This is a genomic window from Chroococcidiopsis sp. SAG 2025 (assembly GCF_032860985.1).
In the GTDB taxonomy this organism is placed as follows: Bacteria; Cyanobacteriota; Cyanobacteriia; order Cyanobacteriales; family Chroococcidiopsidaceae; genus Chroococcidiopsis.
Genome location: NZ_JAOCNC010000001.1, coordinates 5,124,380 through 5,138,125, shown reverse-complemented (window position 1 = coordinate 5,138,125; position 13,746 = coordinate 5,124,380). Strand labels below are relative to the sequence as shown.

Annotated in this window: 10 protein-coding genes; 4 read left to right on the top strand and 6 right to left on the bottom strand. The window is 45.0% G+C overall.

All coding sequences use genetic code 11. The annotated features are described in order from the left end of the window. Positions 1-60: 60 nt before the first annotated feature. The 4 genes from N4J56_RS25295 (at position 61) to N4J56_RS25280 (ending at position 4,257) form a co-directional block, all read left to right on the top strand. Positions 61-1,122: a mannose-1-phosphate guanylyltransferase gene (locus N4J56_RS25295; RefSeq protein ID WP_317108954.1), complete on the top strand. Its 1,062-nt coding sequence runs from the start codon at positions 61-63 to the stop codon at positions 1,120-1,122. Between the two features lie 188 nt (positions 1,123-1,310). Continuing rightward, positions 1,311-1,583, top strand: a complete 273-nt coding sequence (yidD, locus tag N4J56_RS25290; RefSeq protein WP_317108953.1) for a membrane protein insertion efficiency factor YidD — start codon at positions 1,311-1,313, stop codon at positions 1,581-1,583. Positions 1,584-1,684: 101 nt separating this feature from the next. Next, entirely contained in the window at positions 1,685-3,334 is a 1,650-nt protein-coding gene (locus N4J56_RS25285) for an AarF/ABC1/UbiB kinase family protein (protein ID WP_317108952.1), read from the top strand. A 59-nt stretch (positions 3,335-3,393) separates the two neighbouring features. Beyond that, positions 3,394-4,257 carry a transglutaminase family protein gene (locus tag N4J56_RS25280; protein ID WP_317108951.1) on the top strand — a complete coding sequence of 288 codons (864 nt, stop codon included), beginning with the start codon at positions 3,394-3,396 and terminating at the stop codon, positions 4,255-4,257. A 120-nt stretch (positions 4,258-4,377) separates the two neighbouring features. Here N4J56_RS25280 and N4J56_RS25275 read toward each other — a convergent pair whose 3' ends face one another. From N4J56_RS25275 to N4J56_RS25250, 6 genes are all read right to left on the bottom strand, one after another. Continuing rightward, positions 4,378-5,037, bottom strand: a complete 660-nt coding sequence (locus tag N4J56_RS25275; RefSeq protein WP_317108950.1) for a glutathione S-transferase family protein — start codon at positions 5,035-5,037, stop codon at positions 4,378-4,380. A 48-nt stretch (positions 5,038-5,085) separates the two neighbouring features. Continuing rightward, positions 5,086-7,224, bottom strand: a complete 2,139-nt coding sequence (locus tag N4J56_RS25270; protein ID WP_317108949.1) for a serine/threonine-protein kinase — start codon at positions 7,222-7,224, stop codon at positions 5,086-5,088. A gap of 286 nt (positions 7,225-7,510) precedes the next feature. Next, on the bottom strand, positions 7,511-7,978 hold the full coding sequence (gene msrA, locus N4J56_RS25265; RefSeq protein ID WP_317108948.1) for a peptide-methionine (S)-S-oxide reductase MsrA: 468 nt from the start codon (positions 7,976-7,978) through the stop codon (positions 7,511-7,513). A gap of 38 nt (positions 7,979-8,016) precedes the next feature. After that, a complete protein-coding gene (locus N4J56_RS25260; RefSeq protein WP_317108947.1) occupies positions 8,017-8,499 on the bottom strand; it encodes a DUF393 domain-containing protein in 483 nt (160 codons plus the stop codon). Between the two features lie 76 nt (positions 8,500-8,575). Further along, on the bottom strand, positions 8,576-11,797 hold the full coding sequence (locus tag N4J56_RS25255) for an efflux RND transporter permease subunit (protein WP_317108946.1): 3,222 nt from the start codon (positions 11,795-11,797) through the stop codon (positions 8,576-8,578). Positions 11,798-12,394: 597 nt separating this feature from the next. Beyond that, positions 12,395-13,618, bottom strand: a complete 1,224-nt coding sequence (locus tag N4J56_RS25250) for a dicarboxylate/amino acid:cation symporter (protein WP_317108945.1) — start codon at positions 13,616-13,618, stop codon at positions 12,395-12,397. Positions 13,619-13,746: the final 128 nt, after the last annotated feature.

The following is a 13,746-nucleotide window of genomic DNA, read 5'->3' as shown; positions in this document are numbered from 1 at the left end:
CCTTTAGCAAAAGCAAAGTAAACTCGAAAGCAGATTTAACAATTTTTGACGCAAACACTTATGAATGGTTCTCTCATCCCTGTGATTTTGGCTGGAGGTAAAGGCGAACGTTTTTGGCCCCTCAGCCGTAGGCATCGCCCGAAGCAGTTTTTAAGTTTAGATGGTAGCGGTAAAAGTCTACTGCAAGCGACAGCCGATCGCCTCTTCCCCCTAGCAGGGAATTGGGAAAATCTCTGGGTGGTGACATCAAGCCAACTCGCTGAAGGAGTAGCAGTACAACTCCCCCAGATGCCAGCTCAGAACATTCTGGCAGAACCAGAGGGACGAGATACAGCCCCAGCCGTGGCTTGGAGTACGCTGGAAATAGCGCAACGCTATGGGGAAGACGCTGTCATCGGTTTTTTCCCAGCCGATCCTTGGATTGGAGATTTGCCAGGATTTCAACACACTTTACAAGCGGCTGCCCAATTAGCCGCTACCACAGACGCGATCGCTACCTTGGGAGTTAAGCCCAGCTATCCGGCGACTGGCTACGGTTATATCGAGCAAGGCGATCGGACTGGAATTTATGGTAACTTACCCGTCTATCGCGTCAACCGCTTTACCGAAAAACCAGACCTACGTACAGCCGAAGAATTTCTCACCACGGGGCGATTTTGTTGGAATAGCGGCATGTTTATCTTTCGAGCTGGGGTGGTACTGAAAGAACTGCATACCCATGCTCCAGACATCCTCATCCCCCTCAAACAGCAAGGTAGAGCAGCTTACTCGCAGTTGCCCAAAATTAGCATTGACTATGCCTTGATGGAGAAAACCAAACTCGCCTACGTGCTACCAGCCGATTTTGGTTGGGACGATTTAGGCGACTGGAATGCGATCGCCCGTTTGCTCCAAGGAGAAACCCCCAACGTCGAAGTCGGTCATCATGTCGGACTAGATACCGCAGGAACCTTGATTTATGCTGAAAATGACGAAGACGTAGTTGTCACTATTGGCTTAGAAGATGTCGTCATCGTGCGCGATCGTAACGTTACCCTCATAGTCAAGAAAGACCGCACTCAAGAAATCAAACAAGTTTTGAAATTATTGCAGGATAATCCTAAATTTAGTCATTTATTGTAAAAAGGTCCTTGGTCATTAGTCATTGGTCATTGGTCATTGGTGGTTGATAGTTTTTGCTCCCTCAGCAACCTTGCGCTCCCTCAGCTCTCTTACCCCTGCTACCTGACGACTGACCACTCCCCTTGTGGCAGATGAGTTAAGTTGCTATTTAGGATAGAAGTTGACTGTTGGTAGCGAGATTGATAGTTATGCTGACAAGCCAATGGGGTACAGCCGATAGAACAGCAGCGTTAGACTCGATTAAGTTCTATCAAAAATCTATTTCTCCTCGTAAAGGCTTTGATTGCCCGCACAGAATTTTGTATGGCAGCCAATCTGGCTCTGCTTATGTCAAACATTTACTGACTAATCGGAGTTTCTTGTCAGCCATAAAATTCTCAATTCAACGATTTCAGGCTTGTTCCCGTGCCAGCCAAATCCTCAAATCTCAAAAAACGTCGCTGGCTTCGGCTGCATCGTGATTTCTTGCTGCATACCATTATGAGAGAGCGCACGAGCAGAGAGCAGAGGCGCAACAACCAACTTACGACTTACGACTTACCAATTACCCATTACCTAAACTGTGTTCTTAACTCAAAATACTTCTCGTCAAAGAGAAATCGCTGAAATTCTTTTCCGTAACGGCTGGGACTATATGCGACGGCTGCTAACCGGGGGCAAAACAGACGAGCCTCAGTTACCGACACCAGCTGTACTACGCAAAATCCTGGTGGATTTGGGACCCGTTTACGTCAAATTCGGGCAGCTCATGTCTACCCGTCCAGATCTCCTACCTGCTTCTTATATTGAAGAACTGTCAACCCTACAGGATGATGTTCCACCCGTTCCTTGGGCAGAAATTGAAGTTGCGATCCGCCAACAACTCAAAAAACCTTTAGAAGAAACTTTCAGCAAAATTAACTTTCAAGCCGTCGCTGCTGGTTCGATCGGTCAAATCCATCGCGCTACGTTGACAGATGGTCGAGAAGTCGCTATCAAAGTCCAGCGTCCAGGCATTGATGCGATCGTCGCTCAAGATATTTCCTTAATTCAAGGAGTAGCCGATTTAGTGGCGCGCAGTGAGTTCGGTCAGAATTATGAAATTAAATCTTTAGCAAACGAGTTTACTGCGGCATTAGAGGCAGAATTAGACTTTACCAGAGAAGCGCATTTTGCCGAACAGTTACGGCGCAATTTGTCAGCTAGTAAGTGGTTCGATCCGCAGCAATTAGTCATAGCAGAAATTTTCTGGGATTTGACCACAGAAAAATTGTTGGTGATGGAATGGTTGGATGGAGTCCCTTTATTATCGGCAAATTTTGCTGAAAGTAATGGTAATGGTGTAACTTCAGAAATCAAGCGGCAAGAAATTACAACTTTGCTATTTCGTGCTTTTTTCCAGCAGCTTTATATTGATGGATTCTTCCATGCCGACCCGCATCCAGGCAACATTTTCTATCTCAAAGATGGGCGTGTTGCGCTGTTAGATTGCGGTATGGTAGGCAAGCTAGATCCTCGTACCCAGCAAATTTTAGTAGAAATGTTGTTGGCAATTGTCGATATTGACGCTCAACGATGCAGTCAGTTGACGTTGCAATTGTCAGATTCAGCTCAACCTGTAATTCTATCACGGCTGGAAAATGATTACGATCGCATGTTGCGGAAATACTATAACTTAGATTTGTCTCAAATCAATTTCAGTCAAATTATTTACGAATTGCTGCAAGTTGCCCGTAACAATAAAATTCGCTTGCCAAGTAATATGGGTTTGTATGCGAAAACTCTTGCCAATTTGGAAGGATTAGCACGTCAATTTAATCCAGAAATTAATTTTCTCGATGAAGTCAAACCTTTGTTAACAGACTTGTTTCGTCGCCAGTTATTGGGCAATCGCCCTGTAGAATCTTTATTACGAACAGCCCTCGATATCAAAAGTCTTTCGCTGCAATCCCCCCGCCAGATCGAACTGTTATTAGACCGCGTGACCTCAGAGACATTGCAATGGAATTTATCGGTACGGGGATTAGATAGCATACGTCGTACCCTTGATGACTCTGCTAACCGCCTCTCGTTTAGCGTATTAGTTGGCTCGTTAATTATGGGCGCAGCGATTATTTCTTCCAAAGCCCAGACAGCACAGCTATCGTGGCTCAGTAGCGTCCTATTTGCAGTGGCAAGTTTGTTGGGATTGTGGCTGATTTTTAGTATTTTGCGATCGGGGCGTTTGCGGTAGGCTTTATTAAAGATAGACGAGCCTGCCAAACTTTCAAATCTTCGCGATTCACTGCCTTAATGCAATATCAAATCGTACACAAAACAATCTACACCTACAGCCAACCAATAACTTTAGAGCCGCACACAATTCGCTTGCGTCCTCGGTCGGATGGATGGCAAACTTTGCAGGACTTTGAACTGAAGATATTGCCAACTCCCGTGAGTCAGTCTCAAATAATCGATTTGGATGGTAATGCGGCAATTAAAGTTTGGTTTGGTTCGCAAACTACAGAATTATTAGAAATTCAAACGCGATCGCAAGTAGAAACTCACTGCACCAACCCGTTTAATTTTCTGTTGGAACCGTGGGCGAATAAATTACCAATTGATTATCCGAGTTCGATGCGATTGCAACTTCAACCATATCTGCAAGGATATTGGAATACAGCAGGAATAGATCCAGTTGCAATTCAACTGGCACAAGAAATTTATCACGCCAAAAATGGGGAAACGATAGGATTTTTAACAGCACTCAACGAACGAATTTATCAAAATTGTCAGCAAATCATCCGCGAGACAGGCGCACCTTTACCTCCAGGTATTACTTGGACGGAAAAGTCAGGTTCTTGTCGCGACTCGGCAATCTTATTTATGGAAGTTTGTCGCGCTATAGGTCTAGCAGCACGTTTTGTCAGCGGCTACCAAGAGGGCGATCCTGATGCCAACGATCGCCATCTTCACGCCTGGGCTGAGGTGTTCTTACCTGGCGCAGGCTGGCGGGGTTTCGACCCTACACATGGGTTAGCTGTGGCTGACGGTCACATTGCCGTAGCTGCCAGTGCCATGCCTCAGAGTGCAGCACCAGTTAAAGGTGGATACAAAGGAAACGCAAAGTCCGAGTTAAGTTACAAATTATCGATTCAACCAGCGATCGCGCAATAAATTTAGTTGATGGTTGATAGTTGTTAGTTATTGGTTGTTGGTTAACGGTTAAAAACTGCTCCCTCAGCAACCTTGCGCAACCTTGCGCTCCCTCAGCTCTCTTCCCTGCTCCCTGATAACTCACTGATTATCGTATTTTTCTAGATGTTCTGGTTCGACTTGCGCCGCAGTTATCCAGGCTTGCATTGTGGGAAGATGTCGGATTGCTTCGGCGTAGTCTTGACAAATAGGATCTAATTTGACTCCATAAGTAATAAATCTAGAGACAACAGGGGCAAACATGGCATCGGCAATTGTAAAGTGACCGAACAGCAGATCGCCGTTATTATTACCAAATTTCTCGCGGCATTCGCGCCAAATTGTGGTGACGCGATCGATATCTTCTTGTACGCCTGGTTTCATACCTTTACCAGGAAAATGACTGCGACAATTCATGGGCATATTTTGGCGCAAATTTTGAAAACCTGCGTGCATTTCGGCACTAATCGATCGCGCCAAAGCACGAGCAGCTAATTCGGTTGGTAATAATTTAGCAGCGGGAAATTGTTCGACTAAATATTCGCAAATTGCTAAAGATTCCCAAATTGTAATATCTCCGTGCTGCAAAACTGGTACTTTTCCAGTTGGGCTGTAGTGAAAAATTTCTTGACGGAATTGTGGTGTGTCAAGTGGAATTCGTACTTCGTTAAAATCCACGCCAATATGTTTTAAAACTAGCCAAGGACGTAGCGACCAAGAAGAGTAATTCTTGTTGCCAATAACTAACGTGAATTGTGTCATGTGTCATATTGATTTAGAGGATGACAGCGATCGCTTAGTCTTTTGAGTTTAACGAATCGGGACGAACCCAGCCTGCTTGACGATCGCCTGACCTTCTTTAGATAGCAACATGTTGACATAGGCAAGTCCAGCTTTTTCATCAACTGAGCGATCGCGACGGATCATTATAAATAGGCGGCGAGTCATTGGATAAGTGCCGTCTAGAAACGCTGGTGCATTAACCTCTCTATTCTCTGTCAAAGGTTGCACGTATTGTTTGGTGTTGGCTTTAGCTAAGGCAACGGGACGGATTGACTTCTGGTTAGCAAAAATGGGAGCCGAACCGTAAGAGATTCCACCCCGTGTTGCGGCAACCTTACGAATTGCTGTGGTATAATCGCGGACAATTTGCACGTTAGAGCCGATATCTTCGCCTTCGCCGCCCAGTAGTAACTTAAGTACGCTCGTAGTTTTCGGATCGAGTCCAACAGGCACAATTGGCACGTTTGGTCCTCCCACCTGCTGCCAGTTTGTCACTTTGCCTCTGAAGATCGCTTGTAGTTGGTCTATGGAAAGCCCGGTAACAGGCAGAGATACATTGGTATAGAAGATAACCCCGTCGATCGCTACTGGTATTTGTTCTAAGGATAATCCACGGACTTTAGCCTTGTTGTAGTCACCTTCCTCAAGGGGTCGAGCGCTCTGAGCAATGCTCAATTCACCATCGATTAGCATTTTAATCCCCGTACCAGAACCAGGTTCACCATTAAAAGGCTCGGTGTAGCGTAGATTAAATCCTGGGTGGGCTTTGGCGATCGCATCATTCATACCACCAGCAGTCAGCGCTGCAAAAGTGTGAGCGCCGCCGTAGTTGAACAGACCCGATGGCACATCTTGTACCTCTTGCATTGAATTACGCAGTTGCAAACCAGAAGTATCGGCAAGTTCTGCTGGTATTGGCTGTGGTAGTAAGACTGGATAATTTTTCCAAAAAATATAGGCTAGTCCCCCAACAAAGATCAGAAGTGCCGGAACTAGAAACTTAGCAGGACTTGCAATGATTCGCCAGTTTTGTTTCAGAAAATTTTGTTGCAAGAAATGATGTTTCTGCGGAGTTCCATTCAGGGATTGGGAAGTCTTGGGAGCGATTCTCAATGGTTGTGGAAATCCAGACTGAGCAGTCTGAGGGATTTCTAGCTGCCTTGAATGTTCGTCTGGAAGGGCAGCGGGAAAAATGGGGTTTAAAACCTGTAAAATTTCATCTGCCGATTGAACACGATTGGCAGGCTTTTGTGCCAACATCCGGTTCAGAGTTTTTGCCAGGAGTGGGTTTAGCTTTAACTCCTGCTCCCACGACCACTGTAGCGTATCTGGATCGAGCAATTGCTGAGGCTTTTTCCCCGTCATCAATACGAGGATAGTAACTGCTAGAGCATATAAATCGCTGTGGGGTGCTACTAGTCCAAAATAAAGCTGTTCCTCTGGGCAATAACCGATTTTACCCACACATGTGATCTCCGAACCAGCAAGATTTTGCTCTGCTTCTATTTGCGTACCTATTTGAATTGCCACCTGTTTAACACCTCCCATATCAATTAATACCGGAAGACGATCCTCCCTACGGAGGATGATGTTATCAGGCGCAATATCTCGATGAACTACCCCTCGACGATGAAGATAACTGAGAACTGGTAGCAGATTTTGTAAGAGTTCTAAAATTTCTGTTTCACTAAAGCATTGACCTTGCTCTAAGCGATGCTCAAAAAGATCCTTATATGTTGGTCCATCAACATAATCTAATACTAAAAAAATTCGTCCTTCTTGCCGAAATATCTGCCAGAACCGGGGAATTTGTGGATGTTCTAGCTGGTGCAGGATCGCTGCTTCTCTTTGAAATAATTCTTCTGCTTTCTTGAGGGCAGTAGTGTTCCTCATCGAAGGCATAAACTCTTTAATCACAAACTTTTCTCGAAACCGCCCCATGTCTTCTGCTAAGTAGGTTCTACCGAATCCTCCCTGTCCTAGCTGTCGTTGGATGATGTAGCGCTCGTGAAGGCAAGTTCCAGGTTGCAACGGCTCACCATCATTTTCTGTGAGCGAAATTGCACCTACTGGCTGGGATTGTACTATTTGTAAAAGTTCACCACATTGAGAACAGAACCTTGCTCCTGCTGCAACTTGGTGTCCCCTACTACAGACAATACTCATAGTCGTTTTCAACCCTGATGACACAAGTATAAAACACTTCAGAAGTCAGCTTATGATTTCGGTATTTATTCGTTGCAGTTCTCTGCTCGGCAGAAAGTATAAAAGGATATATGAAACAGTCAAAAATACGAGCAAATTGCTTAATTACTAAATACAAGCCCCACCATTGCTATTACAGATTTTGTATAGATATTTATAGATTTTTATATATTGCTCGATCTCACACGCGGTTCAAAGCAGCGCTCTGTTTCTAAATATTGCGGGCGATTGAAAAGGTTTTGCCAGACTACAGCGATTTAGAGCGTCTTTTTGCCAAATATTGCTGGTGATACTCTTCTGCCAGCCAGTAAGTTGAAGCAGGTTGAATTTGGGTCACGATCGCCTTATCGTATTTATGCGATCGCTCTAACTGTGCTTGAGAATGTCTAGCTATTTGTTCTTGTGCGGGTGTGTGATAGAAAATGACCGAGCGATATTGTTCTCCTCGGTCTGCACCTTGTCGATTTAAACTTGTCGGATCGTGGATTCTCCAGAATAAATCGAGTAGTGTCTCATAGCTAACTATCGCAGGATCGTACTCTACTTGGCACACTTCAGCATGTCCCGTAATCCGAGATAGTACGTCTAAATAGCTGGGATGCTCGAAGTGTCCACCCATATAGCCGACGGAAGTGGAAACCACACCTTGACAGGTGCGAAAAGCAGCTTCTACACCCCAAAAACATCCAGCTCCAAAAGTTGCTTTATTGGTCATTGGTAACTGGTAACTGGTAACTGGTCACTGGTCACTGGTCACTGTTTAAAACAGCGCCCCTCGGCTTCACACTCAGTCTTTTGTTGGCGTTGGGCGACAATTGTTTTCAGATCTGGTCGTCCCGTCAGCGCCAACCGCAAGTCAGCCCAAATTTCGTAGAGGCGATCGACGATCGCGCCAATTATAGGTAATTTTGTTGCAGCATAGATCCAACCCATACCTAAAATCTCGTAAACTCGGCGAAAAACTTCTACGTTTTTGACAATTGTGCCGTCAGGAAGAATAGCGTGGATGCGTCCCATTGCCGTTTCAAAGTCAACTCCACCGTTAGCTGCGGGGTGATAATTCTCGTCTGCGATGTCTACAAACTCAACTAACCCTCGGTTAGCATCTCGTTTGCGCAAAAAATTGACCTCACGCATACACAAGGGACACTCGCTGTCATACAGTAGCTTAATTTGCCATGCTGGAGACTGTGTAGTGGTTTGGGTAGCGTGAGGCTGGGTGTTTGGTAACGACATAAATTAGCGATCGCGTTTTGACTTTTAACTTTTGCCTTTTGACTTGCTCATTAACTATCTTAATAAAAGTTAATAGCTAGAAACTGCGATCGACGGGCGCTCTTTTAGAGAAGCGAGTTTCGATTGACTTGATAATGATATACAGCACGGGGATAACGAATAGACTCAACACAGTTGCAACGCACATCCCGCCAAAAGTTGCAGTTCCCAAAGATTGACGCGCCGCCGCACCAGGACCCGTAGCAATCATCAACGGAATACCACCAGCAACCGTGGAGAAGGCTGTCATCAAGATCGGTCGCAAGCGTTCCTTGGCTGCCTCAACTGCTGACTTGGTAATACTCAATCCCTCATCACGCAGTTGATTGGCAAACTCGACGATCAGAATTGAGTTTTTGCTTGCCATCCCAATCAGCATCACAAATCCAACTTGAGTGTAAATATCGTTGGCTGCACCTCGAACGAGAACGGCAAGTAAAGCGCCGAGAATTGCTAATGGTACTGTCAGCAGAATAATAAACGGATCGACAAAGCTTTCGTACTGGGCTGCTAGTGTTAAAAACACGAAGACTACGCCCAAACCAAAGATAAAAATTGCCTGTCCGCCAGACTCGACTTCTTCTAAAGAAAGTCCAGACCACTCATAGCCAAATCCTCTTGGTAGTGTTTCTTTTGCCACCGCATCCATCGCTTTAATGGCTTGTCCCGAACTCACGCCTGGGGCAGGAGAACCGTTGATTTCCACCGAGCGAGATAAATTGTAGTGGTTGATGATTGAGGGTGCGATAATTTCTTTCACGGTAACTAAGTTACCTAGCGAAATCATTTCACCCGTTGGCGCTCCTTCAGGGACATTACGCGAACGCACGTACAATTTCTTAATATCTTCTGGGTTGGAACGAAACTCTGTATCAGCCTGCACGTAAACTCGATACGCTCGATTAAACTGGTTGAAGTCATTCACGTAGGTAGAACCGAGAAAGGCTTGCAGGGTGTCGAAAATATCTTCCACCGGAACCCCAAGTGCGTTAGCTTTGTCGCGGTCGACTTCTACGGAAATTTGCGGTGTATTAGCGCTGAAATTAGGACGCAAGCCAGTCAGTTGCGGTCGTTCGGGAGATGGATAAGTATTGGCGCGACCGAGGAATTGACCCAAGGCTGCACCTATCGCGTCAAACCCTAAATTTGCCCTGTCTTGTAGGTGAAACTCAAAACCGCCAAAATTCCCCACACCATTAATGGCTGGAAAGTTAAAAGGAATCACAGTAGCTTCCTGAATCCCCAACATTTTCGGGAATAACCCCGAAGGCTGGGGGAAAAAGCCGCCAATAATTGCTTGTAACGATTGGTTTGCAGCCCGCCTCTCTGCCCACGGTTTAAGAGTGGTAAAAATCAAGCCGTTATTCGGTGTCGCACCGCTGAAGCTAAAACCACCGACAGCAAAGATCTGTTGCACTTCTGGCACTTCCTTGAGAATTGCCTCGGCTTTTTCTAAAACTTTTTCGGTGTAGTTGAGCGATACTCCCTCTGGTGCTTGGACGACCGTAATAAATACCCCTTGGTCTTCATCGGGAATAAAGCCTGCGGGAATGAAATTGTAGAGCCAATAAGTAAACCCTAATGCGACTACAAATAAGGCGAGAATAATCCCCTTAGCATTAGTCAGTTTAGAAATACTACGACTGTAAATTATTCGGGTTTTCTCGATCGCCCAGTTAATCCCATTAAAGAACCAGTTATTCGGGACTTGTCCGCGCCTGAGTAACAATGCAGACAGCATTGGCGTAAATGTCACGGCGTTGAATGTCGATACGGTAATCGAAAAGGCGATCGTCAGTGCAAACTGTCTGTATAACTGTCCGGTTGTCCCAGGGAAGAACGCCACTGGGACGAATACGGTAATCAAGACGAGAGACGTGGCAATGACGGCACTAAACAGCGAATTCATCGAGGCGATCGCTGCATCTTGCGGTCGGAGTCCATCATCCTGAATTCGGCGCGTGATATCTTCGACAATCACCACCGCATCGTCTACAACTAGACCCGTTGCCAAGGTCAAGCCGAAGAGAGTCAGGGTATTAATTGAAAAACCGAAGATTTTGACAAAAATAAACGTCCCGATTAAAGCTACGGGCATGGCAATTGAAATTACCAATGCCGATCGCCAATTTTGCAAGAATAAATAAACGATGATGACGACCAATCCGACTGCTTGCAGCAACGAAACGATCACCTCTTCCGTTCCAGCTTGGATAAATGTCGTGGTATCGAAAGCAATTTCATAGTGCATCCCAGGCGGAAAGGTTTCTTTTAATCGCTCCATTTCCTGCTTCACAGCCGCCGCCGTATCGAGGGCGTTACTCCCAAATTGCTGATTGATGCCTAAGCCTATACCTCTATGCGTGATGCGATCGCTGGCAGTAAACCGCAACAGAGAACTATAATTTTCCGCTCCTAGCTCCGCTCGACCGACATCCCTAAGTTTGATTAGCGTGCCATCTTCAGCGGTTCTAATGACGAGATTGTTAAATTCCTCCTCGTTCTGCAATCTACCTTGAGCATTGACAGCGTACTGGTACAGTTGCTCGGATTTATTTGGCGGTTGTCCGATCTGCCCTGCTCCCACTTGCAGGTTTTGTTGTTGCAATGCCGCGATCGCATCTTGGGGAGTCAAGTTACGACTGGCAAGGCGGTTAGGGTCGAGCCACAAGCGCATGGCATATTTGCGTTCGCCAAAGATTTCTACACCACCTACCCCTTTAATCCGTTTGAGCGCATCGGCAATGTAGAGATCGGCATAGTTGCTTAAATAAGTTTCATCATAGATATCTTGTTTTTTGTTTTCATCGCGATCGGAATAGATACCAAATGCAAGCAGAAAGTTGTTGTTAGCTTTCGTGACTTGCACGCCTGTCTGCGTCACGGGTCCAGGCAACCGCGATAGTACGGTTGATACCCGATTTTGCACGTCCACTGCTGCTAAGTCTTGGTTGCGCCCCAACTCAAATGTGAGATTGATGCTACTCGTGCCGTCGTTGGCGCTGGTAGATTTGATGTAACGCAAGCCTTGGATACCGTTGAGTTCTTGCTCTAATACGTTGGTAACGGTCGATTCAACAACTGAGGCATTTGCTCCCACATAATTTGAAGTCACGCTGACTTGCGGCGGAGCAATCTCAGGATACTGCGCGACTGGTAATGTGGGGATAAATGCAATTCCCAGCAGAGCAATGATAATCGAACACACCGCCGCAAAGACGGGGCGTTTGATGAAAGTGTCGGAAATCGAGAAAATCATAAAGTCTTATTACGAAGTCGGAAGTCGGAAGTCGGAAGTCGGAAGTCGGAAGTCGGAAGTCGGAAGTTATTCACCCGACTAGAAGTCTGACGCGCTTGAAATCTCGACCGGCAGCATTTTTGCTTCTCTCCATAGCTGAAATTAGCGATTGTCGCGGGCTAATTGGTAAAGTACCCATTTTTCTCTCGATTCAGGCAAGGAGGCAAAGCCTACAAAAGCAAGATGATTTGGTTATATATCAGGGAGCAAGGAGCAGATAAAAAGCCTTAGTAGAAAGTAGATGACCGATCGCTCATGACAGTTCCCGATGAAAGAGTTGATGAATCCGGCGCGGATTGCTTGACCGCAGTGTAATATACATACTACACAATTGGCAAATAACTGTTGGGGAGATCGCGCTTTTCCTTTCAAGGCGAAATTTACACCTGTTATAGGGTAAGCATTCTACGTACCTAATAAGGTATATTAAGCATACGATATATTCGTGTAGTCTATTATTCTGACACAAATGATGTACATTGTAAGGTCAAGAGGCAAACAAATGTACTAAAAAATTAGCGCAGATGTTTCAAGACACCGTTCGAGATCGCTGGAATATTACTGTTCGGCGGCTTGCTCCAGAGAGGTGCTTTCCCAATGACTTAAAATTACAGCATTGACCGTATTACTCACGACATTTAAAACTGTTTTCAAGCCATCTGTAAGGCGATCGACACCTGCGACAAGTGCAACTCCTTCTACGGGCAGTCCCGCGGCTGAGAGTACGGTAGTCATCATGATAATTCCTGCGCCCGGTACGCCTGCGGTGCTAAATGAAACCAGAAAAGTACTGAGAGCGATCGCTAGCATTAGTGATGGAGTCAGCGGAATCTGATAGAGTTGCGCGATAAATAGAGCGTTGAATCCTTGTAAAATTGCCGAACCATCACGTTTTAAAGCCGTACCTAAAGGAATAGCAAAACTAGCAATATCTTCACGCATTCCATAATTTTCTTGGGCATTTTGTAAAGCAATTGGTAACGCTGCATTCGAGCTTGCCGTGCCAAATGCTAAAGATAAACTTGGGAAGAAACTTTGAAAAAAATGTACGGGTTTTGCTTTAAGAATGAAGAGAATCAAGGCATAAAAGCCAATCATAATTGTCGAACCCAGACACAAGCCAAGTACGTAAATAAATAATTTGAGAATTAACTCTAAACCTTGCGTAGCGATCGCCGAACTAATTAAAGCAAAAACTCCAATTGGAGCTGTATATAAAATCAAAGATAGAATTTTCTCAAAAATAAAATAAACACTTTCTATTAAGCTGACAAAGTTTGTTGCTCTATCTCCGACTAATTGAATGGCAACACCAATTAAAGCAGCAGAAAAAATCGTTTGAAGTAAATTTCCCGTACTTAATGCTTCTAAAGGATTAACCGGAATTAGGCTCACTAACCAATCAATCAAAGATTGCTTCTGGACAACTTGTGTAGCTTCTGAGATCTGAAAGCCAGTGACTCCGACCCCAGGTTGCAAAACAATCGCCAGAAAGATACCCAAACCAACCGCGATCGCGCTAGTAACTGCATAACTAGAAATTAACTTTAGCGCGTATCTCCCGACTTGAGTAGCATTTTGAATCCGAGTTAAGCCGAGAATCAGCGAAGAAAAAACAATCGGCACAACTACAAATTGAATCAGACGTAAGAAAGCCTCACCAAGAGGGGAAAGAAGGTAGTAGTCGAGAAACGCGATCGCCTCTGGAAAGCCATAAATTAACAAGATTCCAAAAGCAATTCCTAATCCAAGCGCAGCTAAGATTAACGTTGATATTTTCATTAAATCAACTATTTTGACAGAACTTTTTATCTGAGTATATATTATAATGTTTCACAAACACAGCTTAAATACTCTTTGTGTCCTTCTTTGCGTCTTTGCGTCTCTGCGCGAAACAAAGAAAAAAATAT

Bases quoted from the DNA above. Each gene is read 5' to 3' on its own strand.
- N4J56_RS25295 (WP_317108954.1), top strand. From the start codon at position 61: ATGAATGGTTCTCTCATCCCTGTGATTTTGGCTGGAGGTAAAGGCGAA.
- yidD (WP_317108953.1), top strand. From the start codon at position 1,311: ATGCTGACAAGCCAATGGGGTACAGCCGATAGAACAGCAGCGTTAGAC.
- N4J56_RS25280 (WP_317108951.1), top strand. From the start codon at position 3,394: ATGCAATATCAAATCGTACACAAAACAATCTACACCTACAGCCAACCA.
- N4J56_RS25275 (WP_317108950.1), bottom strand. From the start codon at position 5,037: ATGACACAATTCACGTTAGTTATTGGCAACAAGAATTACTCTTCTTGG.
- N4J56_RS25270 (WP_317108949.1), bottom strand. From the start codon at position 7,224: ATGAGTATTGTCTGTAGTAGGGGACACCAAGTTGCAGCAGGAGCAAGG.
- msrA (WP_317108948.1), bottom strand. From the start codon at position 7,978: ATGACCAATAAAGCAACTTTTGGAGCTGGATGTTTTTGGGGTGTAGAA.
- N4J56_RS25260 (WP_317108947.1), bottom strand. From the start codon at position 8,499: ATGTCGTTACCAAACACCCAGCCTCACGCTACCCAAACCACTACACAG.
- N4J56_RS25255 (WP_317108946.1), bottom strand. From the start codon at position 11,797: ATGATTTTCTCGATTTCCGACACTTTCATCAAACGCCCCGTCTTTGCG.
- N4J56_RS25250 (WP_317108945.1), bottom strand. From the start codon at position 13,618: ATGAAAATATCAACGTTAATCTTAGCTGCGCTTGGATTAGGAATTGCT.